We start from the raw sequence: 24,802 nt of genomic DNA, 5'->3' as shown, positions 1-24,802 counted from the left end.
GCCGTCGGCACGGACCCCGGAACGACGGCAACCTCGTGCTCGGCGGACGGGCGGGACGCTCGGGACGGGCGGGTGGGCGGGTTCCGTGGAGATCGCCGGGCGGGCCGGTGGGGCGGGTCGCGGCGGCGGGGCCGGCGCTGCGAGAGTCCGGGCATGACCTCGGCCACCACGCGCCTCCCGCCCGCGCGCGTCACGACGCGGCGCCGACCGGGCGGCCGACCCCTCACGGTCGTGCTCGCCACGGGCGCCGTCGCGGTGCTCCTCCTCACGCTCGCGCGCGTGCTGCCCGACGACGCGTGGACGCCCGTGGCGCAGCTCGTCGGCTTCACGCCGTTCGTCGCCCTGGGCGCCGCCGTCGGGCTCGTGCTCACGCTGCTCGCGCGCCGGTGGCTGCTCGCGGCGCTGCTCGCGGTCTGCGTCACCGTCCAGGCGGTGTGGCTCGTGCCCGCGTTCGTGCCCGGCCCTGCGCCGCCCGACGACGCGGTGACGCTGCGCGTGATGGGCGCCAACACCTGGTACGGCGCGGCGGACGCGGAGGCGCTCGTCGACCTCGTCCGCACCGAGCACGTGCAGGTGCTCGCCGTGCTGGAGCTGACGACGGACCTGCGCGAGCGGCTCGTCGCGGCGGGGATCGAGGACGTGCTGCCGTACAGCGCCGACGGCAAGGTCGGGCGCGGCGCCATGGGCAGCGGGCTGTGGAGCGCGCTGCCGCTCCGCGACGTGGACGTCGAGCCGTTCTCGAACGACGCGATGCCGTCGGCGACGGTGGAGGTCGACGGCGTCCCGGTGCGCGTCACCGCGGTGCACCCGATCCCGCCGATCCCGGAGTACGTCGACATCTGGCACGAGGAGACGGACGCGCTCGCCGAGCGCGCGCACGGCGACCCGCTGCCCCAGGTGCTCGTCGGCGACTTCAACTCCACCCACGACCACGCGACGTTCCGCCGGCTGCTGGGCGACCGGTTCCACGACGCGTCGCGCGCCTCGGGCGGCGGGCTCGACCTGTCGTGGTCGCCGCGCCCCGGCGTCGTGCCACCGGTGCTCAACCTCGACCACGTGGTGACCGACCGCGAGAACGTCGTGACCGACGTCGGCTCCCTGCACGTCGTGGGCAGCGACCACCGCGCGATCGTCGCGACGGTGCACGTGCCCCGCCCCTGACGACGGCGGACCCGGCGCCACCGGCCGACGAGCGGGCTCGCTCGTCGACTGGTCGCACCGGGTCCGGTGCGGGGCTCCGCGGCCTCAGCCGCGCGCGGTCTCCGGCTCGGTCGCGTCCGGGCCGGTGGTGCCCGGCTCGGTGCCGGCGTCGGGCGCGCCGCCCTGGGCCGCCGGGTCGGTCGACCCGTCGAGGTGGTGCGGGTGCCGGCGCTCGAGCGCGGCGCCCTCCACGTCGACGTCGGGCAGGATGCGGTCGAGCCAGCGGGGGAGCCACCACGCCTTGTCGCCCACGAGGTGCATGAGCGCCGGGACGAGCAGCATCCGCACGACGAACGCGTCGACGAGGACGCCGAACGCGAGCGCGAACCCGATGGGCCGGATCATCGCGCTGTGCGAGAAGACGAACCCGCCGAAGACGGAGATCATGATGATCGCCGCGGCCGTCACCACGGCCCGGCCGGCGCGGACGCCCTGCACGATCGCGACGCGCGCGGGGGCGCCGTGCGCGTACGCCTCGCGCATCCCCGAGCCGAGGAAGAGCTGGTAGTCCATCGCGAGGCCGAACAGGATGCCGACGAGGATCGTGGGCAGGAAGTTGAGGATCGGGCCCGGCGTCTCGACGCCGAACACCCCCGCGAGCCAGCCCCACTGGTAGATCGCGACGACCCCGCCGAGCGCGGCGAAGTACGACAGGATGAACCCGAGCGTCGCGACGACCGGCACGAAGATCGACCGGAACACGAGCACGAGGATGACGAGCGACAGCCCGACGACGACCGCGAGGTAGATCGGCAGGGCCTGCGCGAGCTTCTCCGAGATGTCGATGTTGCCGCTGGCCGAGCCCGCGACGCCGAGCGTGACCTCGCCGTCGAGCGGCTCGAGGGCGCGCAGCGCGTGCACGAGCTCCTCGGTCGACTCGCTCGTCGGGCCCTCGGCCGGGATCACCTGGAACGCCGCGACCGTGCGGTCCTCGGACGTCCCGATCGGCGCGACGGCCACGACGTCGTCCTGGGCGAACAGCTCCTCGGCCACGCCCACCTGGTACTCGAGCGCCTCGGCCTCGGTGGGCTCGCCAGGGAGGTCGGCGACGACGAGCAGGGGTCCGTTCGTGCCCTCGCCGAACTCCTCGGCGACGGTCGAGTACGCCCGGTACTGCGTGGAGTCGTGCGCCTCGGACGAGCCGTCGGGCAGGTTGGTCCGCAGGTCGAGCGCGGGCAGGGCGATCACGCCGAGCGCGACGACGGAGAGCAGGGCCGTCCCCACCGCGCGGACGGTCGACATGGGGCGCACGGGCTCCGCGGCGGGCAGACCGCCCGCGGCGCCCGGCCCCGACGACGCGGTCCCGGCCGACGCGCCGGCCGCCGCACCCGTCGAGGCGCCCGACGACGCTGCGGGCTCGGCGAGCGCGGCGCGCTCGCGGCGGCTGAGGATCCGCGGGCCGATCATCCCGAGCAGGGCCGGCGTGAGCGTGACGGCGATGAGCACGGCGATCGCGACGCACAGCGCACCGACCGTGCCCATGAGGCCGAGGAACGGGATGCCGGTGACGTTGAGCGCGAGCAGCGCGATGAGCACCGTCGCCCCGGCGAACACGACCGCGTTGCCCGACGTGCCGTTCGCGAGCGCGATCGACTCGTGCAGCTCGTCGCCCTGCTTGAGCTGGCGCCGGTGCCGGTTGACGATGAACAGCGAGTAGTCGATCCCGACGGCGAGCCCCAGCATGAGGCCGAGCACCGGCGTCACGGACGACATCTCCACGACCCCGGACAGCGACATCGCGGCGAGCGCGCCGATCCCGACCCCGATGAGGGCCGTGAGGATCGGCAGGCCGGCGCCCACGAGCGTCCCGAGCATGACGACGAGCACGATCGCCGCGACGACGAGGCCGACGGCCTCGCCCACGCCGAACACCTGCGGCACGCCCTGGGCGATGTCGGACGAGAAGTCGGTCTGGACGCCGTCGACCGGGTCGTCGGCGAAGACGGCCACGAGGTCGTCCTTCGTCTGCTGGTCGATGCTCATGTTCGGCTCGGTGAACGTCACGTTCGCGACGGCCGCGCTCCCGTCCGTGGACACGAGGCGGATGTCGGACGCCATGTCGAGCAGGGGAGCGGAGAGCTCGAGCTGCGCGGACTGCTCCTCGAGCGTCGCGCTCTGGTCCTCCAGCGCGGTGACCTGCTGGTCGAGCGTCGTGGCCTGCGACTCGAGCGTGGCGCGGCCCGCGTCGATCTCGGCCTGCTGCGCGTCGAGCTGCGGCGCGGCCTGCTCCAGCGCGCCCGCGGCCTCCGCCTGGGCACGTGCGGCATCGAGCTGGGCCTGGCCCGCGTCGAGCTGGGCGCGCGCGGCGTCGACCTGCTCCTGCGCGGCGGCGAGCTGCGCGCGGCCGTCCTCGATCTGCTCGCGTCCCGCGGCGATCTGGGTGCGGCCGTCGTCGATCTGCTTCCGCTGGTCGGCGAGCTCCTCCTGCGTCGCGAACGGGTCGACGACCGACGCGACGCCGTCGACCTCCTCCGCCGCGGCGAAGCGGTCCGCGATCGCCGCCTCCTGCTCGGGCGTGAACGGGGCGCCGTCGTCCGTCGCGAGGACGATCGTGCCGCTCCCGCCCGACGCCTCGGGCAGCGCCGTCTGGAGGCGCTCGGTGACGTCGGCGGTCGGGGTGCCGGGGATCGAGAAGCTGCTGGCGAGCGTGCCGCCGAACGCGACGAACGCCGCCCCGGCGAGCACGAGCACCGCGAGCCACGCGGCGAGGACGGTCCGTGCGCGGCGCGCGCACGCGCGGCCGAGGCGGTAGAGGAGTTCAGCCATGAGGGTCCTTCGGTGGGAGTCCGGTGGCGGGTGTGCCCGGGGTGCGGGGGTGATGCTGCGGGAGAGGTGGTCGCGGGGCGGGTCGGGGCTGGGAGGGTGCGGCTCGCGTCAGGCGGGGTCCGCCCAGCCGGCGCGGATCCGTTCGACGAGGCGGTCGAGCAGGCCCGACCACACCGCGCGCGAGGCGTCGTCGTCGGCGGCGCCGGTCTCGGCCCACCAGCGCCGCTGGATGACGAGGACCCCGGCCATGAGCGCACCGACGAGCATCTCGATCTCGAGCGGGTCGACGTCCGGGTGCCGGCGCGTGGTCGCCGCGACGAGGCGCTCGGCGAGGTGGGTGAAGGTGCGCACGACCATCGTCGTGACGCGCGGCGTGGGCTCGGTCGCGGTACCGCCGAGGGCGCGCGTGAGGTAGGCCATGGGGCCGACGAGGTCCGTGCCGCGCAGCGCCGCGGTGACGTCGTCGAGGGGCGTGGGGCGGTCGGTGCCCGGCTCGGCCGCGCTCGCCCCGAGCGTCTCGACGACGGTGCCCAGCACGTCCTCGCAGACCTCGACGACGACGTCGTCGAGCGACGCGAAGTGGTTGAAGATCGTGCGGCGCGCGACGTCGGCGCGGGCCGCGAGCTCGTCGACGGTGAAGCGCGCGCCGCCCTTCTCCTCCATGAGCGACGCGGCGGCGGCGACGATCGCACGGCGGTGGCGTGCGCGCAGGGCCGCGCGACGGTCCGGAGCCGCGGCGTCCGGGCCGGGGACGTCCGCGCTCGGCGCGTCCGGGGTCACGGCGCCCGTCGCGGGCGTGGTCGGGCGCTCGGGTCCGGGGAGGAGAGGCACCTCTTGACACTAGGTGCATCGATGCACTCGGTGCAAACGGGGGCCTCGACTGCTCAAAGTCGACCGATCAAGTCCAGTATGTGGGAAGGTCCCGGCGGTGCGTTGACACCCTCTCCGACCGCTCGTAGGTTCCCGGCAACCGAGGTCCACGGACCCCGGCACAGGACATGGTCATGAGCTCCGACGCGAAGCCCCGGCTCGTCGGACGGCAACCCTCCCGCGTGGCGGGGTGCCCCGGGTGAGGACCAGGTCCCGCGTCGCGCGACCTGCGCGGTGCGGGGCAACACGCGGCGCCCGGAGACGGGCACGAAGGAGACGGACGATGGACCGGCGAGAGTCGAGCACCGCGGTGAGCACCCCGCACGCGCCGACGTGCCCCTGTCCGGTCGGCGCTGCGGCCGTCGTCTCCTGTCCGGGCGGCGCCCCCGCGCGCGTCACCTGTTGTCGCTGACGACGCCCCGCTCTTGACGCCGCGCGCTCCCGCGCGCACGCCCTGACGCGCCTTCCTCCGGCCTCCCCGGCCCCGCCCTGCCGTCCCGCGGCGAGGCGACCCTGCCCACCCCCGGCACCCCGCCGCGCCCTGAGCGCGCCGCCGGCGCCTGTCCCAGAACGGATCCTCGCGATGCCCGACCCCCGCCCCGCCCGCACCGTCCACCTGGGCGTCGACCTCACCGACGCCGGTGCGCACCCCGCCGCCTGGCGGACCGTGGGCTCCCAGGCCCAGCGCCTGTTCGACGCCAAGCGCCTCGTCGAGCTCGTGGCCACCGCCCAGCGCGGCCTGCTCGACCTCGTCACGCTCGACGACGCGTTCACCCTCCAGCCGGGCCGCAACGGGTCCGTGCGCGGCCGGCTCGACGCCGCGCTCGTCGCGTCCCGGCTCGCGCCGCGCAGCGCGGGCATCGGCCTCGTCCCGACCGTCACCACCACGCACACCGAGCCGTTCCACGTCTCGAAGGCGGTCGCGACGATCGACCACGTGAGCTCCGGCCGCGCGGGATGGCAGGTCGGGTGGTCCACGACCCCGGCCGAGGCCGCGGCCTTCGGGCGCAAGGGCGCCCAGGACGAGCCCGACGCCGTCGCCGAGGCCGACGAGGCGGTCGAGGTTGTCACGCGCCTGTGGGACTCGTGGGAGGACGACGCCGAGATCCGCGACGTCGCGACGGGCCGGTTCGTGGACCGCGAGAAGCTGCACTACGTCGACCACGAGGGCATCCGGTTCGCGGTCAAGGGGCCGTCGATCACGCCGCGCCCGCCGCAGGGCCAGCCGCCCGTCGTCGTGCGGGCGAGCACGCCGGCGTCGCTCGACCTCGCGGCCCGGCGGGCCGACGTCGTGCGGGTCCGCGCCGCGACGCGGGACGAGGCGGTCGCGCTGCGGGCGCAGGTGCGCGACGCCGCCGCGGACGCCGGGCGCGACCCCGACACGCTCCGGGTCCTCGTGGACGCCTACGTCGTCGTCGGCGACACGCGGGCGAGCGCGCAGGCCCGCCTCGACCTGCTCGAGGACCTCGAGGGCGTCTCGTGGGACACCGACTCGCTGACGCACGTCGGCACGGCGCGCGACCTCGCGGCGACGGTCGAGGAGTGGGCGCACGCCGGTGCCGCCGACGGCTTCCTGCTGCGGCCGTCGTCGCTGAGCACGGACCTCGACGCGATCGTCGACGGGGTCGTGCCGCTGCTCCAGGGCGTGGGCCTGTTCCGCACCGCGTACCCGGGCACGACGCTGCGCGACACGCTCGGCCTCCCGCACCCCGCGAACCGCTACGCGGCGATCGCCTGAGCCCGGACGGACCCGACATGAGCACCCGACCCCGCAAGCAGATCCACCTCGGCGCCCACTTCCCGGGCGTCAACAACACCACCGTGTGGAGCGACCCCCGCTCGCGCAGCCAGATCGACTTCGCGTCGTTCGAGCACCTCGCGCGCCGTGCCGAGGACGCGAAGCTCGACTTCTTCTTCCTCGCCGAGGGCCTGCGCCTGCGCGAGCACAAGGGCCGCATCCACGACCTCGACGTCGTCGGCCGCCCCGACACGCTGCCCGTCCTCGCCGCGCTCGCCGCCGTCACGGAGCGGCTCGGCCTCGCGGGCACGATCAACTCGACGTTCAACGAGCCGTGGGAGCTCGCGAAGCAGTTCGCGACGCTCGACCTGCTCTCCGAGGGGCGCGCGGCGTGGAACCTCGTGACGAGCCCCGACGCCTTCACGGGCGCCAACTTCCGCCGCGGCGGCTACCTGCCCTACCCCGAGCGGTACGCGCGGGCGGCCGAGGTCGTCGAGGTCGCGCGCGCCCTGTGGGACTCGTGGGACGACGACGCCGTGCTGGCCGACCGGATCGCGGGCGAGTTCCTGCGGCCGGGTGCGGTGCGACCGGTCGCGCACCACGGGACGTACGCGGACGTCGTCGGGCTGTTCGAGACGCCGCGGGGCCCGCAGGGCCACCCCGTCCTGTTCCAGGCGGGCGACTCGGCCGACGGACGCGAGTTCGCCGCCGCGACCGCCGACGTCGTGTTCTCCGCGCACTCGACGTTCGACGCCGGGCGCGCGTTCTACGAGAACGTCAAGGGGCGGCTCGCGGCCCACGGTCGCGAGCGCGACTCCCTGAAGATCCTGCCCGCGACCGTCGTCGTGCTGGGCGACACGCCCGCCGAGGCGGAGGAGCGCGCCCGGGAGATCCGGCTCCAGCAGGTGTCGGGCCCGACGGCGATCGCGTTCCTCGAGCAGGTCTGGGGTCGCGACCTCGAGGCGTACGACCCCGAGGGCCCGCTGCCCGACGTCGACCCCGACACCGAGAACCTGTCGATCACGCGCGGCCGGGTGCGGCACGCGAAGGACCCGGCGGCGGTCGCCGCGGCGTGGCGCGAGCAGGCCGAGGCGCACGGGTGGTCGATCCGCGAGCTCGTCATCCAGGTGACGTCGCGCGGCGGGTTCGTCGGCACGCCGCAGCAGGTCGCGGACGACATCGACCGGCACGTCCAGGAGGACGCCTCCGACGGCTTCATCCTCGTGCCCCACCTCACGCCGGGAGGGCTCGACGACGTCTTCGACCAGGTCGTCCCGCTGCTCCAGGAGCGCGGCTCGTTCCGCACGGAGTACGCGGGCACGACCCTGCGCGAGCACCTCGGCCTCGCCCGCCCCGGCGCGACGCGCGGCGACCACGGGCCGACGGCGGCGCACCCCGCCGAGCTCGTCGGCTGACCGTCGCCGGCACCGCGGCGACCACCGCACCGACCACCCGCACCGACCTCGGAGGACCCATGAGCACGAGCACGCCGACCGCCACGGGCGCCGTGGCCACCGCACCCGCCGACCCCGTCGCGTCCGCGTCGCCCGACGCCGTCGCCTGGGCCGCCTGGCACGCCGAGCGCGAGGACGGGCTGCGCCCGCCGCACGGCTGGCTGAGCCTCGTCGCGTACCACGCGCTCCCTGCCGAGCCCGCCGCCCTCCCGAGTGTCCCGGGGCTCTGGTGGGCCGACGCCGACGGCGCGCACCACCGCGCGGACGAGGGCGGCGCCGTCCGGACGACGACGGGCGGCGCCGTCGGGACCGTCGTCGTCGCCGAGGGCGGGTCGACGGTCGCCGGCACGTTCCTGCCGCACGACCGGGACGCGGGCGACCCGGCGGGCGAGGGCGAGACGCGCGAGGTCGCGGTGGAGGTCGTGCGCCGCACGGGCCGCTACGCCGTCCGCGTGCGCGACCCGCTCGCCCCGGCCCGGACGGCGTTCGACGGCGTCCCGACGTTCGCCTACGACCCCGCCTGGGTCGTCGACGCGCCGGTGCGCTGGTACGACGCGCCGCGGCCCGTCGTCGTCGGCGCGGCCCGGCCCGGCCTCGTGCACCACGTGCGCACGGTCGGCGAGGTCGACCTCGTCGTCGAGCGCGACGGCGCCCGGCGCAGCGCGACGCTCGCCCTCACCGGCGCGCCGGGCGGCGCGGTGACGCTGCTCTTCAGCGACGAGGCGGACGGCGTCGCCCCCTGGCGGGTCCTGCGCGTGGACGCCGACGCGGTGCCCGGCACCGCGGGGAGCGTGCGCCTCGACCTCAACCGGGCCGTCAACCTGCCGTATGCGTTCAGCGACTTCGGGACGTGCCCGGCGCCGGTCGAGGGCAATCACGTGTCGTTCGCCGTCACCGCGGGCGAGAGGGCACCCCGGTGACCGCGGTCGCCGCGCGCCCCGCCGGGCGGGGGACGCGCGAGGTCCGGTCCGTCGCGATGCACGACCCGCTCGTGCGGCCGCTGCTCGACGAGCTCTCCCACGAGTACTGGACGCGGTACCAGCGCGTGCTCAGCGCCGAGGAGCTCCGCGCCGAGATGGAGCACTACCCCGCGCAGGACTTCGCGGCGCCGCACGGCGAGCTCGTGCTGGTGCTGGAGGACGGCGAGCCCGTCGCGGGCGGCGCGTTCCGCCGTCGGACCGAGCCGGAGCTCGGCGACCCGGCGCGCCTCGCCCGGCCGGCCGCGCGCCGCGCCGACGGGACGCCCGCCGTGCGCACCGCCGAGCTCAAGCGGATCTGGACGCACTCGGCGCACCGGCGCCGCGGGCTGGCGCGCCTCGTGCTCGTCGAGCTCGAGCGTCGCGCCGTCGAGCGCGGCTACCGGCGCGTGTACCTCACGACGGGCCCGCGCCAGCCCGAGGCCGCCGGCCTGTACCTCGCGACCGGCTACACGCCCCTGTTCGACACCGGGACCGATCCCGAGGAGATCGGCCCGCTCGCCTTCGAGAAGTGGTTGGAGGTCGCGCCATGAGCACCGTGTCGCTCCCGCAGGACGAGTCCCGGCAGCTCGCGCCGCCGTCGGGCCGGCACCCCGCCGACCCGCGCGGCGGTGTCGAGGACGCGCTGCCGCTCGAGAGCCTGCGCATCGTCCCCGCCCGGCACCCGGGCCGCTGGGCCGCGACGGCCGGCGTGGCCGTGCTGCTCGCCATGGTCGTCAGCTCGCTCGTGACGAACGACCGCTGGGAGTGGGGCGTCGTCGCGCAGTACCTCACCTGGCCCTCGATCCTCGAGGGCGCGTGGGCGACGATCCGGCTCACGCTCGTCGCGTCGGTCGTCGGGTTCGCGCTCGGCACCGTGCTCGCGCTCATGCGGCTGTCGCGCTCGCCGCTCCTGCAGTCGGTCTCGTGGACGTACACGTGGGTGTTCCGGTCCGTGCCTCTGCTGCTGCAGCTGCTGCTCTGGTACAACCTCGCCTACCTGTACCCGTACCTGAGCGTCGGCATCCCCTTCGGGCCCGAGTTCCTGTACTTCGACACGCTGTCCGTGATCGACAAGTTCTGGGCCGCGATCCTCGGGCTCGGGCTCTCGCAGGCCGCGTACTCGGCCGAGATCGTGCGGGCCGGGATCCTCTCGGTCGACCAGGGGCAGCAGGAGGCCGCCGCGTCGCTCGGCATCCCCAAGCGCCGCCAGGTGAGCCGCATCATCCTGCCGCAGGCGATGCGCTCCATCATCCCGACGGCCGTCAACGAGGTGATCGGGCTGCTCAAGGGCACGTCGATCGTCTACGTGCTGGCGTACGGCGAGCTGTTCTACATCGTCAGCGTCATCTACGGCCGCAACGGCCGCGTCGTGCCGCTGCTCATCGTCGCGTCGATCTGGTACCTCGTGCTCACCACGCTCATCACCGTCGTGCAGTACTACGTCGAGCGGCACTACGCGAAGGGCGCGGTGCGCACGCTGCCCCCGACCCCGCTGCAGAAGGCGCGCTGGACCGTGCTCGTCTGGGCGTCGCGGCTCTCCGGCCGCCCCGTGCCCGACGCCGTCCCGCCCGCGTACGCGGCCCGCGCCCGGGTGGGCGTGCTGACCCGCACCGCGCGCACGTCGGGAGGTGCGGCATGACCGCCGACGTCGCGACCGCCGGGCTCGTCGAGATCCACGGCGTCCACAAGAGCTTCGGCACCCTCGAGGTGCTGCGCGACGTGTCGCTCACCGTCCCGCCCGGGTCCGTGACGGTCGTGCTCGGCCCGTCCGGCTCCGGGAAGTCGACGCTGCTGCGCGCGATCAACCACCTGGAGAAGGTCGACAAGGGGTTCATCTCGCTCGACGGCGAGCTCATCGGGTACCGCCGCAAGGGCAACACCCTGCGCGAGCTCAAGGAGCGCGAGATCCTCGGCCAGCGCACCCAGATCGGGTTCGTCTTCCAGAGCTTCAACCTGTTCCCGCACCTCACCGCGCTCGAGAACGTCGTCGAGGCGCCGGTCTCCGCGCAGCGCCGCCGCCGCGAGGACGTGGAGCCCGAGGCCCGCGCGCTGCTCGAGCGCGTCGGGCTCGCGGACAAGGCCGACGCCCGGCCGCGCCAGCTCTCCGGCGGGCAGCAGCAGCGCGTCGCCATCGCCCGTGCGCTCGCGCTGCGGCCCAAGGTGCTCCTGTTCGACGAGCCCACGTCGGCGCTCGACCCCGAGCTCGTCGGGGAGGTGCTCGAGGTCATCAAGGACGTCGCGAGCACCGGCACGACGCTCGTCGTCGTGACGCACGAGATCGGCTTCGCCCGCGAGGTCGCCGACACCGTCGTGTTCATGGACGACGGCGTCGTCGTGGAGCAGGGCACGCCCGCCGAGGTGCTCGACCACCCGCGCCACGACCGCACCCGGGCCTTCCTCCAGAAGGTCCTCTGAACCACCGCCCTCCACCGACGCCCGCCGTCGTGACCCGCGACGGCCACCCGGCCGTCCCGCACACCCGCACTCCCTGCGTCACCCCGACGCACCACCCGAGAGGTAGGACACCCGTGACCGCAACGACCACCCGCGCCCGCGCCCCCCGCGCGCTCGCCGCCCTCGCCGTCGTGCCCCTGCTGGCGCTCGCGGCCTGCTCCGGGGTGAGCACCGAGGCCCCGGCCGCCGCGGACGAGGGCGCGGCATCCTCCGACGGCACGACGGAGAGCACGACGTCCGTCTCGGACGCCCTCGACGTGAGCACGAGCCCCGACCAGGACCGCATCCGCACGACCGAGTCGGCCGAGGCCGTCGCGCTCCTCCCGGACGCCTGGAAGGACAAGGACGAGCTCGTCGTCGCGATCTCCGCGGGCGCGGCGCCGCCGCTCGGCTTCCTCGCCGACGACGACGAGACGCCCATCGGCAACGAGACCGACATCGCGCAGCTCGTCGCCGACGCGCTCGGCAAGGACCTGCGCCTCGAGGTCAAGGCCTGGGCCGACTGGCCGCTCGCGCTCGGCTCGGGCGACGTCGACGCCGTGATCTCCAACGTCACGGTGACCGAGGAGCGCAAGGAGACCATCGACTTCTCCACGTACCGCAACGACGAGCTCGGCTGGCTCGTGGGCGCCGACTCCGACATCACGTCGATCACGAAGCGCGAGGACATCGCGGGCAAGGTCGTCGCCGTCGGCTCCGGGACGAACCAGGAGAAGATCGTGCTCGAGTGGGATCGCCTCAACCAGGAGGACGGCCTCGAGCCCATCCAGGGCCCCGAGTACTACGAGCAGTTCTCGGACGTCCTGCTCGCGCTCCAGTCCGGGCGCATCGAGACGTACGTCGGCCCCAACGCGTCGCTCGCGTACCAGGCGGCGATCTCCCCGCAGGACTTCAAGGTCGTGGGCACGCTCAACGGCGGCTGGCCCGACACGGCGCAGATCGCCGTCGCCACGAAGAAGGGCAACGAGGCGGCCCCGGCCATCACCGCCGCGATCAACCACGCCATCGAGGACGGCACGTACCTCGAGGTGCTCCAGCGGTGGGGCCTGGAGTCCGAGGCCGTCGAGGAGTCGCAGACCAACCCGCCCGGCCTGCCGAAGACGGAGTGACCCGCGCATGACCACCAGCACCCAGCACGTCGACCACCTCGTGGTCGGGGGCGGCGTCATGGGCTCGGCCGCGGCGTGGCAGCTCGCGCGGCGTGGGCGCGACGTGGTGCTGCTCGAGCGCTTCGCGCCCGGGCACGCGCACGGCGCCTCGCACGGGACGTCGCGCATCTACCGCACGACGTACGCCGAGCCCGAGTACCTCGACCTCGCGCAGGAGGCGCTGCGCCTGTGGCGCGAGGTCGAGGACGAGACCGGGACCGAGCTCCTCGACGTGACCGGCGGCGTGAGCCACGGGCGTCGCGACGGCGCGGCCGAGCGCCGCTCCGACGCGATCGGCGCCGCGTTCGCGGCCCGGGGGATCGAGCACGAGTGGCTCGACCCCGCGGCCGCGGCCGAGCGCTGGCCGGGGCTGCGGTTCGAGGGCCGGGTGCTGCACGAGGTCGCGACGGCCGGCCGGCTCCACGCCGACCGCGCCGTCGCGGCCCTCCAGGGGGCGGCGGCCGCCCAGGGCGCCGACGTGCGGCACGAGGTCGCCGTCCGGCACGTCGAGCGCGTCCCCGAGGGCGTGCGCGTCGTCACCGACGGCGCCGACGTCGTCGCGCGGGTCGTCGTCGTGACCGTCGGGGCGTGGAGCGCGGGTCTGCTGGGTTCCCCGGCGGGCGGCCTCCTCGGGCAGGAGCTCCCGCTCGTCGTCACGCAGGAGCAGCCCGCCCACTTCGCGCTCGCCCCCGGCGCGTCGCCCGCGGGGTGGCCCGCGTTCACGCACGACGTCGGTCCCGGCAGCGCGTGGCCGAGCGGCGTCTACGGGCTCGCGACCCCGGGCGAGGGCGTCAAGGTCGGCTTCCACGGCGTCGGCCCCGTCGTCGACCCCGACCGGCGCTCGTACCGGCCGGAGCCGGGTCAGCTCGCCGCGCTGCGCGACTACGTGCGGACCTGGCTGCCCGGCCTCGACCCCGACGCGTACGTCCCCGTGAGCTGCACCTACACCACGACGCCCGACCACGACTTCGTGCTCGACCGGCGTGGTCCGGTCGTCGTCGGCGCCGGGTTCTCCGGCCACGGCTTCAAGTTCGCCCCGGCCGTCGGGCGCGTGCTCGCCGACCTCGCGACCGCCCCCGGCGCCCTGCCCGACGGCGGCACCGCCGCCGAGCGGTTCGTGCTCGCCCGCCTCGCCGCACTCCCCGAGAGGACCGCCTCATGACGATCGCTCCCGCACCCGCCGCCGCGGACGCTCCGGCTCCGGCCGCGGGCCCCGAGACGCACGCCACGCACGACACCGGCGGGGCCCGTGCCGCGCTCGCGGCGCGGTACGGCGTCGACCCCGCCGTGGTCGAGGACGTCGCGTCCGGTGCGGCCGCGGGCCTGGCACCCGCCGCGGACCGTCCCGGCACCGTCCTCGCGACGCAGCTCCGGCACCGGACGGTGCGCCGCTACCGCACCGACCCGCTGGCCCACCACGTCGTGCCGACGCTCGTCGCCGCCGCGCAGTCCGCCCCGACGTCGTCGAACCTCCAGCTCTGGAGCGTCGTCGCCGTCACCGACCCCGTGCGCAAGGCGCGGCTCGCGGCGCTCGCGGGCGACCAGGAGCACGTGCGCACCGCGCCGCTGCTGCTCGTCTGGCTCGCCGACGTCGCGCGGGCCCGCGCCCTCGGCGAGCGCGAGGGCGTCCGGCTCGAGGCGACCGACTACCTCGAGACGACGGTCGTCGCGTTCCTCGACGCCGCGCTCGCCGCGCAGAACGCCGTCGTGGCGGCGGAGTCGCTCGGTCTCGGCACCGTGTACATCGGCGCGCTGCGCAACCACCCCGCCCAGGTCGCGGCCGAGCTCGGCCTGCCCGAGGGCGTCGTCGCGGTCGTGGGGCTCGTCGTCGGGCACCCCGACCCCGCGGGCGGGGAACGGGTCAAGCCGCGGCTGCCGCAGGCCGCCGTCCTGCACACCGAGCGCTACCGCGCCGCCGGCCAGGAGCAGCACGTCGCGGCGTACGAGAAGCGCATCGCGCCCTTCTACCGCGAGGAGGGGCTCGACGGCGGCTGGCGCGACCGCGTCGTCGACCGCCTGCGCGTCCCCGGCGCCCTGCGCGGGCGCGCCCACCTGCGCACCACTCTCGCCGCGCTCGGGTTCCCGTCCAAGTAGCCCGGCGGGCCCGCACGCGACCGCGTCGCCCCGAGCCACCGCACCCCACCAGAGGAAGCCATGTCCCACCAGCATCCGCACCCGACCGCCACCCCCGGCGGGCCGCGACCGGCGTCCGGCCGCGTCCCGCTGTCCGTGCTCGACCTCGCGATCGTCCCCGAGGGGGCGACGGGCCAGGACGCGGTGCGCCGCGCCGTCGGGCTCGCGCGCGACCTCGACCGGCTCGGCTACCACCGCGTCTGGTACGCCGAGCACCACCTGTCGCCCGGCGTCGGCTCCGCGTCGCCCGCCGTGCTCGCCGCCGCCGTCGCGGCCCGGACCGAGCGCATCCGCGTCGGCAGCGGTGCGGTGCTGCTGAGCACGACGAGCCCGCTCGTCGCCGCCGAGCAGTTCGGTACGATCGCCGCGCTCCACCCCGGCCGCGTCGACCTCGGGCTCGGCCGGGCGTTCACACCGCCGACGGGGGAGAAGGGGGCCGGGGCGCCGCCGCGGCGGGCCCGGCCGGCCACCGGGCCGCGGGTCGTCGACGGGCTGTACGTGCCCGGCGCGCCGCCCGCCGACGTGAACGACTCCGTGCTGCGCGAGCGGATCCTCGCGCAGAAGCGGATCGTCGGGGCGTCGCGCACCCCGGCGAGCTTCCGCGACGAGCTCGACCTCGTGCTCGGGCTGCGCGCGGGGAGCTACCGCGACGAGCGCGGGACGCCGTACGTGAGCCCGCCCGTCGAGGGTGCCGACTGGGACCTGTGGGTCCTCGCGTCGAGCGCGGGCGAGAGCGCGCGCGTCGCGGGCGAGCTCGGGCTGCCGCTCGCCGCGAACTACCACGTGGCGCCGTCGGCGACGCTCGACACCGTCGCCGCGTACCGCGAGGCGTTCCGGCCGGGCGTGCTCGACGAGCCCTACGTCGTCGTGTCCGCCGACGTGCTCGTCGCCGACACCGTCGAGCGGGCCCGCGAGCTCGCGACGCCGTTCGCGGACTGGGTGCTCTCCATCCGCAGCGGCGCCGACGGCGCGATCGCCTACCCGGAGCCGGGCACGTCGCCCGCGTGGGAGGAGCGTCCGGAGGCGGAGCGCGCGCTCGTCGCCGACCGCGTCGACACGCGCATCGTCGGCGACCCCGAGACCGTCGTGCGGCGGCTCGAGACCCTGCGCCGCGCGACCGGCGCGGACGAGCTCCTCGTCACCACCGCGACCCACGACGCCGACGACGCCCGACGCTCGTTCGCGCTGCTCGCCGAGCACTGGTTCGCAGACGCCTCGGGCAGAGGCGACACCACGACCGCCACCCCCGACGTCGCACCCGCCCTCGCCACCACCCGCTGACGCCACCACCCCGCGAAGGAGACACCCATGACCACGACCCCGCCCCTGCGGGCCGCGACCGACGCCGCCGCCCAGGTCGCCGACGGCGCGCTGCTGATCGACGTGCGCTCGGCCGGCGGTCGCGCCGCGCACGGCGAGATCCCCGGCGCCACGCTCGCCGACCGCGACGACCTCGACGCCCTGTTCGGCCCCGCCGACGCCCCGGTGATCTCGCTCGACACGCCCGTCGTCGTCGTGTGCGGGTCGCCGAACGGCTCCGGGCCGGTGGCCGAGGCGCTCGCGCGCCGGGGGTACACGCACGTGTCCCACGTCGACGGCGGCTTCCCCGCGTGGAAGGAGGCCGGCCTCCCGGCGTCCGACCCGGTCGGGGCGGCCCCGGAGCCCGCGCCCGCGGGGCCCGCGGCGTCGCCGGACCCGACGGCGCCCGCCCGGCCCTGAGCCGGCGGCCGGACCGTGCCCTGCACGTCCGGCCCCCGCACCACCGCACGCCGCACCACCGCACGCCGCACCACCGCACGCCGCACCACCCGCACCGACACCACGGAGACCCTCATGCCCGTCGAGTTCCTCGGCATCGCCACGACCAACGACGCCTCGGAGACCACCGAGCGCACGACCGCCGCGTTCGACCCCGCCTACCTCGAGCGCCTCGTGCGCGCGCACGAGGACAACGGCTGGACGCGCGTCCTCTTCGCGTACGGCTCCTCCGGCCCCGAGCCCGCCGCGCTCGCCGCCTACACCGCCGCGCGCCTGCAGTCGATCGAGCTGCTGCTCGCGCACCGGCCCAACGTGTCCTACCCGACGTACGCCGCCAAGACGTTCGCGACGCTCGACCAGCTCTCCGGCGGGCGGCTCTCCGTCCATTTCATCACCGGCGGCAACGACCACGAGCAGGGGCGCGAGGGCGACACGCTGACCAAGGACGAGCGGTACGCGCGCACCCACGAGTACATCCAGATCGTCAAGCAGGCCTGGTCGAGCGCCGAGCCGTTCGACCACCACGGGCCGTTCTACGACTTCGACGACTTCGTGCTCGACGCCAAGCCGTTCGAGGGCCGCACCCCGACCATCTCGTTCGGCGGGTCGTCGGACGCCGCGTTCCGCGTCGGCGCGGCCGAGGCCGACATCTACGCCGTCTGGGGCGAGCCGCTCGACCGCACCGCCGAGCAGATCGCGCGCGTGCACGCCGAGGCCGCCGCCGCGGGCCGCACGACGCCGCCGCGCATCCACGCCGCGTTCCGGCCGATCATCGCGCCGACCGAGGAGCTCGCCTGGGAGAAGGCGCACCGCATCCTCGACCGGATCGAGGCGCGCAAGGCCGCCGCCGGGGGACAGCTCAGCCGTCGGCACCCGATCGACAAGCCCGAGAACGCGGGCTCTCAGCGGCTGCTCGAGATCGCCGCCCAGGGCGAGCGCTTCGACACCGCGCTGTGGACCGCGACCGCGAAGGCCACCGGCGGCGCCGGCAACTCCAACGCGCTCGTCGGCACGCCCGAGCAGGTCGCCGAGGCGCTGCTCGCGTACTACGACCTCGGCGTCCGCGTCATCTCCGCGCGCGGCTACGACCTGCTGGACGACGCGGTCGACTTCGGCCGCTACGTCATCCCGCTCGTCCGCGAGGAGGTCGCGAAGCGCGACGCCGCCGCCGCCGCCGAGGCCGCCGCGGCCTGAGAGATCGGCAACCCCGCCCCGCTTCGGCAGCTCCGGTCGGATTCGGCACCTGCGGGTGCCGATCACGGCCGGAGCTGCCGAACGCGCCGGTACCGGCCCCCCCCGGACGACGACGAACAACAAGGAGAAGGACGTGCGGTTCCAGGTACTCGACATCGTGTTCAACCCGCCCCACCCCGTGACCGGGGAGGCGGTCGCGCCGTCCGACCGGTTGAACCGGGTCGTGGAGACGGCGGTGCTCGCGGAGGAGCTCGGGTTCGACTCGTTCGCGGTGGGGGAGCGGCACGCGGGAGAGGTGCTGTCGTCGGCGCCGACGGTGATCCTCGGCGCGGTCGCGGCGCGGACGTCGCGCATCCTGCTGAGCACGGGCGTCACCGTGCTGTCGCTGCTCGACCCGATCCGCGTCGCCGAGGACCTCGCGACGGTCGACCAGCTGAGCCGCGGGCGGCTGGAGATCGTCATCGGCAAGGGCAACGAGGTGCTGCAGTACCCGCTGCTCGGGCTGGACATCGACAAGCAGTACGAGTACCTCCAGGAGAACTACGAGCTGCTGCGCCTGCTGCTGTCGGAGGAGGACGTGAGCTGGAGCGGGCGGCACCGCCACGCGCTGGAGCACGCGACGACGCTGCCGCGACCGTTCGCCGGGCCGTTCCGGATCTGGCACGGGTCGGCGACGTCGCGCTTCGCGGTGGACCTCGCGGCCCGGTACGGGGACCCGATCGTCAGCGCCAACGCGCTGCAGCCGCGCGAGAACTACCAGGTGCTCATCGACCGCTACCGCGAGCAGTACGCGGCGCACGGGCACGACCCGGCGTACGGGTTCGTCGGGTCGGGCTCGGGCGGGCTGTTCCTCGCCGACACGACGGAGGAGGCGATCGAGCAGTACCGCCCGATCTACGAGGGCCAGGTCGCGGCGGCGGCGCGCCGGGGGTACGGGCCCGACGCCGTCGGGAAGGCACCGAGCTTCCGGACGGTCGAGGACGCCGTCGAGCGCGGGCCCGCGCTCGTGGGGTCGCCGGAGCGCGTGGCGGAGAAGATCCTCGACTACCACGCCTCCTACCGGCACGACCTGCAGTCCGTCTCGGTGAACCACCTGATCCCTGCGGCGCAGCAGGAGGACGTCCTGCGCCGGTTCGCGGAGGAGGTCGTGCCCGTCGTGCAGGCCGAGGTGAAGACGGACCTGTGGAGCCCCGCCGACTCCCGCCGCGCGGCGGGGTTCACGGCGTCCTGAGGTAAGCCCGCCGGACCGGAGGGGCCCGTCTCGCCTGGCGAGGCGGGCCCTCGCCGTGCTCGTGACGGCCCCGCCGACGGGTCACGACGTCGCGGAGCAGGAAACAACCGTCCGTCTGGCGGGACGGCCGTCTCGATACTTGACTCAACCGGTCGAGATTGTCTTTCCTGCTCCCAGGTGACGAGCGTCAGCACGCAGGCCCGGCTCGCTGACCAGCAACCCTTCGACGTGACGGGGTGCTCCGGGAACGACCTGACCGCGCCGCTCCCGCGGCGCGGTAAGCACGGCACCCCGGTGGGTTCCCCGCCGCGCCGGCCCTGGGCCCGGCGCGGTCGACCACCGGCGCCGGACGATCGCCGGTCCTCAGCCGGCACACGAGGAGAGCAGCACGACATGATCCCCACACCTCACCGACGCCGGTCCCTGACCGTCGCCGCGGCGGCCGCCGCGACGGGCCTCCTGCTCAGCGCGTGCGCGGGCGGCGGCTCCGGCGCGTCCGACGGCGACGGGTCGCCCAGCCCGTCCGGCGAGCCCGTGGCGGGCGGCGACCTGACGTTCGCCCTCACGGTCGACTCGCACTGCATCGACCCGCAGCAGGTCGGCAACAACGACGCCATCGCGGCGGCCCGCCAGACCGTCGCGTCGCTCACGGCGCAGGACCCGGAGACGGGCGAGATCCTGCCGTGGCTCGCGGAGAGCTGGGAGGTGAACGACGACGCGTCGAGCTACACGTTCCACCTGCGCGACGACGCCACGTACGCCGACGGCACGCCGATCGACGCCGAGTCGGTGAAGACGAACTTCGACGCGATCGTCGCGCTCGGCGCGACGGCGTCGCTCGGCTCGCAGTACCTCGTCGGCTACGAGGGCACGACCGTCACCGACCCGCAGACCCTCACGGTGGACTTCGCGGAGCCGAGCGCGCAGTTCCTCCAGGCGACGTCGACGTTCTCGCTCGGCCTCCTCGCCCCGTCCTCGGCCGACCTGAGCGTCGAGGACCGCTGCGCCGGCAAGTTCGTCGGCTCCGGCCCGTTCTCCGTGAAGTCGTACACGCAGGACCAGGAGATCGTGCTCCAGAAGGTCGCGGGCTACGCGTGGGGCTCGGAGGCGAGCGACCACCAGGGCGAGGCCTACCTCGACACGGTGACGTTCAAGGTCATCCCCGAGGCGAGCGTGCGCAGCGGCAGCCTGCAGTCCGGGCAGATCGACGCCACGGCCGCGATCTCGACCGTCGACCTCCCGCAGTTCGACGGGAACGGGTTCTGGCTCGAGTACCGCGCCAACCCGGGCGTCGTGTTCAACCTCTTCCCCAACGAGTCGAGCCCGCTCGCGGGCGACGAGGCCGTGCGGACGGCGATCCTCAAGGGCATCGACCGCGAGCAGATCGCGGACACCGTGCTCAGCGCGCAGGACGAGCCGGCCACGAGCGTCCTGTCGCACTCGACCCCGCTCTACGAGAGCGTCGCGGACGAGCTCGCCTACGACCCCGAGGGCGCGAAGAAGATCCTCGACGACGCGGGCTGGGTCGAGGGCGCCGACGGCGTGCGCGAGAAGGACGGCCAGAAGCTCTCCACGACCGTGACGTTCTGGCAGGTGCCGGAGCCGCTCGAGCTGGTCCAGCAGCAGCTCGCGCAGATCGGCGTGGACCTCCAGCTCCAGCACGTGACCGTCGCCGAGTCGCAGGCGATCAAGGAGAGCGGCGACTTCGACTTCGACTACTACAACCTCACGCGCTCCGACCCGGACGTGCTGCGCACGATCTTCTCCGCGAACGCGCGCAACATCAACCAGCGCGACGCGGAGGAGGTCGACGACCTGCTCGACGCGTCGGCCGCGGCGACCGACCCGGCCGAGCGCCAGGAGCTCGTCACGGAGGCGTCGCGCCTGCTCGTGCAGAAGGGCCACGCGATCCCGGTCTACGAGCTCTCGACGACCATCGCGGCCGCCGACACGGTCCACGGCCTGACGTTCGAGGCGTCGTCGCGCCTCGACTTCTACGACGCCTGGGTCACCCAGGGCTGACCCGCCGGGCCCGCCTGCCCGACGCCGCGGCGTCGGGCAGGCGGGCATCCCCCACGGAAGGAGGCCGACCATGGGCCGGTACGTCCTGCGTCGCGCCGGGCAGGGCCTGTTCGTGCTCTGGGCGGCGTTCACCATCTCGTTCTTCGTCCTCTACCTGCTGCCCAGCGACCCGGCCGCGCTCATGGCGAGCGGCGGGGGCGAGGCGGACCAGGTGGACCCCGCGCTGCTCGACGCCCTGCGCGCCCAGTACGGCCTCGACCGGCCCGTGCTCGTGCAGTACGCCGACGCGCTGTGGCACGCGCTGCGGCTCGACTTCGGGACGTCGTACGCGTCCGGGGCGCCCGCGACGCAGCTCGTGCTCCAGGCGCTCCCGGAGACGCTCCGGCTCACGGCCGCGGCGCTCGTCCTCGCCGTCGTGGCGGGCGCCGGCATCGCGATCGCGAGCACGTTCCCGCGCGCGGCCTGGCTGCGCCACGCGCTCGCGTCGCTCCCTCCGCTCGGCGTCGCCCTGCCGCCGTTCTGGCTGGGCCTCCTCCTGCTGCAGTGGTTCTCCTTCCAGCTCCCGCTGTTCCCCGCGATCGGCAACCAGGGCGCGATCAGCCTCGTGCTGCCGGCGATCACGCTCGCCGTACCGGCGAGCGCCGCGCTCGCCCAGGTGCTCGCGCGGAGCCTGCGCGGGACGCTCGGCGAGCCGTACGTCGAGACGGCGCGCGCCAAGGGCGCGAGCCGCGCGCGCGTGCACTTCGGCCACGCGCTGCGCAACGCCGCGATCCCCGCGCTGACCGTGCTGGGGGTCGTCGTGGGCGGGCTGCTCGGCGGCACGGTCGTCACCGAGACGGTGTTCTCGCGCGCGGGCCTGGGACGGCTCACGGTGACGTCGGTGGACGCGCAGGACATCCCCGTGGTGCAGGCGGTCGTCGTCCTCTCGGCGCTCGTGTTCGTGGTCATCACGCTCGTGGTCGACCTGCTCTACCCCCTGCTCGACCCCCGGATCGACGCACGACAGAAGGCGGTGGCCGCATGAGCACCAGGCCGGGAGTGCGCATCGTGCTCCGGGACGAGGCCCGGGTCGCGGACCGTGCCGCGGTGGCGGACGCGCCGCCGTCGGGCGCGCTCGCCCCCGACGCCCCGCCCGCCGACGCGCCCGAGGGGCGCACGCCCGCGGAGATCGAGGTCGAGGACCGCGAGGACGCGCGCGCGATCCTGCGGCACGGCCGCGTGCGGACCCGGGGCACGGCGAGCCGGTGGCGCCGCGGGGCGCGGTACGCCGTGCGGCGGCCCGGGCTGGTCGTCGCCGTGCTCGTCGTCCTGCTCGTCACGGCGTGGGCGGTCGTCCCGCAGCTCTTCACGTCGTACGACCCGCTGACGGGCGTGCCCGCGGACCGGCTGCAGCCGCCGTCGGGCGCGCACCTGTTCGGCACCGACCACCTGGGGCGGGACGTGTACGCGCGCGTCGTCCACGGCGCGTCGGCCTCGCTCGGCGCGACCGTCATCGCGGTCGCGGTCGGGCTCGTCGCCGGGTCGCTGCTCGGCCTGCTCGCGGGGTTCGTGCGCGGGTGGGTGGACGACGTCGTCGGCCGGTTCGTCGACGTGCTGCTCGCGATCCCCAGCATCCTGCTCTCGCTCGCGATCATCACGGCGCTCGGGTTCGGGACGGTCAAGGTCGCGATCGCCGTCGGCATCACGAGCGTCGCGACGTTCGCGCGCGTCATGCGGGCCGAGGTCCTGCGGACCTCGACGTCGGTGTACGTCGAGGCGGCCCGCGCGTCGGGGGTGCGCTGGTACGGCGTGCTGGGGCGGCACGTGCTGCCCAACTCGACGGGACCGGTGCTCGCGCTCGTCGCGCTCGAGCTCGGCACGGCCGTGCTCGCCATCTCGGCCCTGAGCTTCCTCGGCTACGGGACGCCGCCGCCCGCGCCGGAGTGGGGTTCGCTCGTCTCGGGCGGGCGCGACTACCTGGCCACCGCGTGGTGGCTCACGACCATGCCGGGCCTCGTGATCGTCGCCGTCGTGCTGTCGGCGAACCGCATCGCGCGGGCCCTGGAACGGACCGGAGGGGACGCATGACCGCCACGACGCCGACCACCCAGGAGCGTCCCGGCCCGAGGTCGGGCGAGGCGCCCGCGCTCGAGATCCGCGGTCTGGAGGTCGCCTACCGCACGCGCGACGGCGGCTCGTACGCCGCCGTCCGCGGCGTCGACCTCACGGTCGGGGCGGGCGAGGTCGTCGCGCTCGTGGGCGAGTCCGGGTCGGGCAAGAGCACGACGGCGCACGCGGCCCTGCACCTGCTCGCGCGCGGGGGCGAGGTGGCGGCAGGGACCATCCGCCTCGGTGGGCGCGACGTCGGACGGCTCTCCGAGAAGGAGTGGCAGCAGGTGCGGGGCCGCGACGTCGGGCTCGTGCCGCAGGACCCGACGGTGTCGCTCAACCCCGTGACGCGCGTGGGCGACCAGGTCGCGGAGGTGCTCGTCATCCACGGGCTCGCGCGGCGCAAGGAGGCGCGCGAGCGCGCGGTCGAGCTGCTGCGCCAGGCCGGGATCGACGACCCGGAGGCCCGCGCGCGGCAGTACCCGTCGCAGCTCTCCGGCGGGATGCGGCAGCGCGTGCTCATCGCGATCGCCGTCGCGGCCCGGCCGCGCCTCGTCGTCGCGGACGAGCCCACGAGCGCGCTCGACGTGACGGTCCAGCGCCGCATCCTCGACCACCTCGACGGACTCGTGCGCGACCTCGGCGCCGCCGTCCTGCTCATCACGCACGACCTCGGCGTCGCGGCGGACCGCGCCGACCGCATCGTCGTCCTGGAGCACGGGGTCGTCGTCGAGGAGGGCACCGCCGAGCAGGTGCTGCACGACCCGCGCCACCCGTACACCCAGCAGCTCATCGCGGCGGCGCCGAGCCTCGCGAGCTCGCGCCTCGTCGCGGGCGGCACCCCCGAGGCGGTGCCGGGCGGCGGCGTCGTCCCGGGCGCGGAGGCGAGCCGCGCCGCGGTCGCGAGCCTCGCCGTCGGCCAGGGGATCGCGGTGCCCGACGGCGCCGGTCCTGACACCGCGGGCACGCCCGTCCTCGCGGTGCGGGACCTGCGCAAGGAGTTCACGCTGCCGCGCGGGTCGGCGCACCGGACGCTCGTCGCGGTGGACGGCGTGAGCCTCGCGGTCGGGCGCGGCGAGACGTACGCGCTCGTGGGGGAGTCGGGGTCGGGCAAGAGCACGACGGCGCGCCTCGCCCTCCGGCTCGAGCGGCCCACCGCGGGCACGGTGGAGTTCGCCGGCGAGGACATCACGACGGCGCGCGGCGAGCGGCTGCGGTCGCTGCGCCGCGGCTTCCAGGTGGTCTACCAGTCCCCGTACGCGTCGCTCGACCCGCGGTTCACCGTCGAGCAGATCGTCACCGAGCCGCTCCGGGCGTACCGGGTCGGCTCGCCGTCCGAGCGGGCGGACCGGGCACGTGCGCTCGTCGAGGACGTCGCGCTCCCGCCCGACGTGCTCCGACGGGGACCGCGCGAGCTCTCGGGCGGGCAGCGCCAGCGCGTCGCCATCGCGCGGGCGCTCGCCCTGAACCCGGCGCTCGTCGTGCTCGACGAGCCCGTCTCGGCGCTCGACGTGTCCGTGCAGGCGCAGATCCTCGAGCTGCTCGTGCGGCTCCAGGCCGAGCACGGGCTCGCGTACCTGTTCATCTCGCACGACCTCGCCGTCGTGCGCCAGGTGTCCGACCACGTCGGCGTCATGCACCGCGGGCGCGTCGTCGAGCAGGGGGCGGCCGAGCAGATCCTGCTCGACCCGCAGGAGGAGTACACGCGTGAGCTCGTCGCGGCCATCCCCGGCCGCCACGCGCGCCAGGGGCGCACGGCGAGGTAGAACGGCCCGCCGCGAGGTAGC

The 24,802-nt window shown here is 75.3% G+C and carries 20 protein-coding genes and 2 riboswitches; of the genes, 18 read left to right on the top strand and 2 right to left on the bottom strand.

Translation table 11 applies throughout. The features are described 5' to 3' along the window. Positions 1-153 precede the first annotated feature (153 nt). Positions 154-1,161: an endonuclease/exonuclease/phosphatase family protein gene (locus B9L22_RS03615; protein WP_086149231.1), complete on the top strand. Its 1,008-nt coding sequence runs from the start codon at positions 154-156 to the stop codon at positions 1,159-1,161. Between the two features lie 84 nt (positions 1,162-1,245). Here B9L22_RS03615 and B9L22_RS03610 read toward each other — a convergent pair whose 3' ends face one another. Together B9L22_RS03610 and B9L22_RS03605 are read right to left on the bottom strand one after the other, a co-directional pair. Continuing rightward, positions 1,246-3,966 (bottom strand): MMPL family transporter, encoded by a 2,721-nt coding sequence (locus tag B9L22_RS03610; RefSeq protein ID WP_086149230.1) that lies wholly within the window; start codon positions 3,964-3,966, stop codon positions 1,246-1,248. A gap of 108 nt (positions 3,967-4,074) precedes the next feature. Next, a complete protein-coding gene (locus tag B9L22_RS03605; RefSeq protein ID WP_233139682.1) occupies positions 4,075-4,797 on the bottom strand; it encodes a TetR/AcrR family transcriptional regulator in 723 nt (240 codons plus the stop codon). A 169-nt stretch (positions 4,798-4,966) separates the two neighbouring features. Next, a riboswitch (SAM riboswitch) is annotated at positions 4,967-5,074 on the top strand. Positions 5,075-5,419: 345 nt separating this feature from the next. Here B9L22_RS03605 and B9L22_RS03600 point away from each other — a divergent pair. The 17 genes from B9L22_RS03600 to B9L22_RS03520 all read left to right on the top strand — a co-directional run bounded on the left by B9L22_RS03600 (position 5,420) and on the right by B9L22_RS03520 (position 24,781). Beyond that, on the top strand, positions 5,420-6,574 hold the full coding sequence (locus B9L22_RS03600) for an LLM class flavin-dependent oxidoreductase (RefSeq protein WP_086149229.1): 1,155 nt from the start codon (positions 5,420-5,422) through the stop codon (positions 6,572-6,574). Positions 6,575-6,591: 17 nt separating this feature from the next. Then, the gene (locus B9L22_RS03595; protein WP_086149228.1) at positions 6,592-7,989 is read left to right on the top strand and encodes an NtaA/DmoA family FMN-dependent monooxygenase; all 1,398 of its coding nucleotides are present in this window, start codon (positions 6,592-6,594) and stop codon (positions 7,987-7,989) included. Positions 7,990-8,048: 59 nt separating this feature from the next. Then, positions 8,049-8,948: a DUF1684 domain-containing protein gene (locus B9L22_RS03590; RefSeq protein WP_086149227.1), complete on the top strand. Its 900-nt coding sequence runs from the start codon at positions 8,049-8,051 to the stop codon at positions 8,946-8,948. Then, a complete protein-coding gene (locus B9L22_RS03585) occupies positions 8,945-9,538 on the top strand; it encodes a GNAT family N-acetyltransferase (protein WP_369824789.1) in 594 nt (197 codons plus the stop codon). The genes B9L22_RS03590 and B9L22_RS03585 overlap by 4 nt, the downstream gene beginning before the upstream one ends. Beyond that, positions 9,535-10,626 (top strand): amino acid ABC transporter permease, encoded by a 1,092-nt coding sequence (locus tag B9L22_RS03580; protein WP_086149226.1) that lies wholly within the window; start codon positions 9,535-9,537, stop codon positions 10,624-10,626. The genes B9L22_RS03585 and B9L22_RS03580 overlap by 4 nt, the downstream gene beginning before the upstream one ends. After that, positions 10,623-11,402 (top strand): amino acid ABC transporter ATP-binding protein, encoded by a 780-nt coding sequence (locus B9L22_RS03575; protein WP_086149225.1) that lies wholly within the window; start codon positions 10,623-10,625, stop codon positions 11,400-11,402. Before B9L22_RS03580 ends, B9L22_RS03575 begins: the two co-directional genes overlap by 4 nt. A 113-nt stretch (positions 11,403-11,515) precedes the next feature. Continuing rightward, positions 11,516-12,550, top strand: a complete 1,035-nt coding sequence (locus tag B9L22_RS03570; RefSeq protein ID WP_086149224.1) for an ABC transporter substrate-binding protein — start codon at positions 11,516-11,518, stop codon at positions 12,548-12,550. A 7-nt stretch (positions 12,551-12,557) separates the two neighbouring features. Further along, positions 12,558-13,751 (top strand): FAD-dependent oxidoreductase, encoded by a 1,194-nt coding sequence (locus tag B9L22_RS03565; RefSeq protein WP_086149223.1) that lies wholly within the window; start codon positions 12,558-12,560, stop codon positions 13,749-13,751. Continuing rightward, positions 13,748-14,683, top strand: coding sequence for an NADPH-dependent oxidoreductase (locus tag B9L22_RS03560; protein WP_086149222.1), 936 nt, complete (start codon positions 13,748-13,750; stop codon positions 14,681-14,683). Before B9L22_RS03565 ends, B9L22_RS03560 begins: the two co-directional genes overlap by 4 nt. Before the next feature lie 60 nt (positions 14,684-14,743). Next, positions 14,744-16,003: an LLM class flavin-dependent oxidoreductase gene (locus B9L22_RS03555; RefSeq protein ID WP_086149221.1), complete on the top strand. Its 1,260-nt coding sequence runs from the start codon at positions 14,744-14,746 to the stop codon at positions 16,001-16,003. 27 nt (positions 16,004-16,030) lie between these two features. Then, complete coding sequence (locus tag B9L22_RS20400; RefSeq protein ID WP_085386602.1) at positions 16,031-16,441, top strand: rhodanese-like domain-containing protein; 411 nt, start codon at positions 16,031-16,033, stop codon at positions 16,439-16,441. A 114-nt stretch (positions 16,442-16,555) separates the two neighbouring features. Continuing rightward, the gene (locus tag B9L22_RS03545; RefSeq protein WP_086149649.1) at positions 16,556-17,674 is read left to right on the top strand and encodes an LLM class flavin-dependent oxidoreductase; all 1,119 of its coding nucleotides are present in this window, start codon (positions 16,556-16,558) and stop codon (positions 17,672-17,674) included. A gap of 133 nt (positions 17,675-17,807) precedes the next feature. Beyond that, complete coding sequence (locus B9L22_RS03540; RefSeq protein WP_086149220.1) at positions 17,808-18,905, top strand: LLM class flavin-dependent oxidoreductase; 1,098 nt, start codon at positions 17,808-17,810, stop codon at positions 18,903-18,905. A 176-nt stretch (positions 18,906-19,081) separates the two neighbouring features. Continuing rightward, positions 19,082-19,195: riboswitch (SAM riboswitch) on the top strand. 103 nt (positions 19,196-19,298) lie between these two features. Beyond that, positions 19,299-20,927 carry an ABC transporter substrate-binding protein gene (locus tag B9L22_RS03535; protein WP_086149219.1) on the top strand — a complete coding sequence of 543 codons (1,629 nt, stop codon included), beginning with the start codon at positions 19,299-19,301 and terminating at the stop codon, positions 20,925-20,927. A gap of 70 nt (positions 20,928-20,997) precedes the next feature. Beyond that, entirely contained in the window at positions 20,998-21,951 is a 954-nt protein-coding gene (locus B9L22_RS03530) for an ABC transporter permease (protein ID WP_086149218.1), read from the top strand. Next, positions 21,948-22,994, top strand: a complete 1,047-nt coding sequence (locus tag B9L22_RS03525) for an ABC transporter permease (protein ID WP_086149217.1) — start codon at positions 21,948-21,950, stop codon at positions 22,992-22,994. The genes B9L22_RS03530 and B9L22_RS03525 overlap by 4 nt, the downstream gene beginning before the upstream one ends. Continuing rightward, complete coding sequence (locus B9L22_RS03520) at positions 22,991-24,781, top strand: ABC transporter ATP-binding protein (RefSeq protein WP_086149216.1); 1,791 nt, start codon at positions 22,991-22,993, stop codon at positions 24,779-24,781. The genes B9L22_RS03525 and B9L22_RS03520 overlap by 4 nt, the downstream gene beginning before the upstream one ends. Positions 24,782-24,802 lie beyond the last annotated feature (21 nt).

Source organism: Cellulosimicrobium sp. KWT-B, from assembly GCF_002127155.1.
GTDB lineage: Bacteria > Actinomycetota > Actinomycetes > Actinomycetales > Cellulomonadaceae > Cellulosimicrobium > Cellulosimicrobium funkei.
The sequence above is the reverse complement of the archived record's forward strand: the minus strand, read 5'-3'. Positions and strand labels throughout refer to the sequence as shown.

Coding starts and splice junctions, on each gene's coding strand:
- B9L22_RS03530 (WP_086149218.1), top strand. CDS start 20,998: ATGGGCCGGTACGTCCTGCGTCGCGCCGGGCAGGGCCTGTTCGTGCTC.
- B9L22_RS03610 (WP_086149230.1), bottom strand. CDS start 3,966: ATGGCTGAACTCCTCTACCGCCTCGGCCGCGCGTGCGCGCGCCGCGCA.
- B9L22_RS03575 (WP_086149225.1), top strand. CDS start 10,623: ATGACCGCCGACGTCGCGACCGCCGGGCTCGTCGAGATCCACGGCGTC.
- B9L22_RS03595 (WP_086149228.1), top strand. CDS start 6,592: ATGAGCACCCGACCCCGCAAGCAGATCCACCTCGGCGCCCACTTCCCG.
- B9L22_RS03520 (WP_086149216.1), top strand. CDS start 22,991: ATGACCGCCACGACGCCGACCACCCAGGAGCGTCCCGGCCCGAGGTCG.
- B9L22_RS03525 (WP_086149217.1), top strand. CDS start 21,948: ATGAGCACCAGGCCGGGAGTGCGCATCGTGCTCCGGGACGAGGCCCGG.
- B9L22_RS03545 (WP_086149649.1), top strand. CDS start 16,556: ATGCCCGTCGAGTTCCTCGGCATCGCCACGACCAACGACGCCTCGGAG.
- B9L22_RS03615 (WP_086149231.1), top strand. CDS start 154: ATGACCTCGGCCACCACGCGCCTCCCGCCCGCGCGCGTCACGACGCGG.
- B9L22_RS03590 (WP_086149227.1), top strand. CDS start 8,049: ATGAGCACGAGCACGCCGACCGCCACGGGCGCCGTGGCCACCGCACCC.
- B9L22_RS03560 (WP_086149222.1), top strand. CDS start 13,748: ATGACGATCGCTCCCGCACCCGCCGCCGCGGACGCTCCGGCTCCGGCC.
- B9L22_RS20400 (WP_085386602.1), top strand. CDS start 16,031: ATGACCACGACCCCGCCCCTGCGGGCCGCGACCGACGCCGCCGCCCAG.
- B9L22_RS03600 (WP_086149229.1), top strand. CDS start 5,420: ATGCCCGACCCCCGCCCCGCCCGCACCGTCCACCTGGGCGTCGACCTC.
- B9L22_RS03580 (WP_086149226.1), top strand. CDS start 9,535: ATGAGCACCGTGTCGCTCCCGCAGGACGAGTCCCGGCAGCTCGCGCCG.
- B9L22_RS03555 (WP_086149221.1), top strand. CDS start 14,744: ATGTCCCACCAGCATCCGCACCCGACCGCCACCCCCGGCGGGCCGCGA.
- B9L22_RS03565 (WP_086149223.1), top strand. CDS start 12,558: ATGACCACCAGCACCCAGCACGTCGACCACCTCGTGGTCGGGGGCGGC.
- B9L22_RS03535 (WP_086149219.1), top strand. CDS start 19,299: ATGATCCCCACACCTCACCGACGCCGGTCCCTGACCGTCGCCGCGGCG.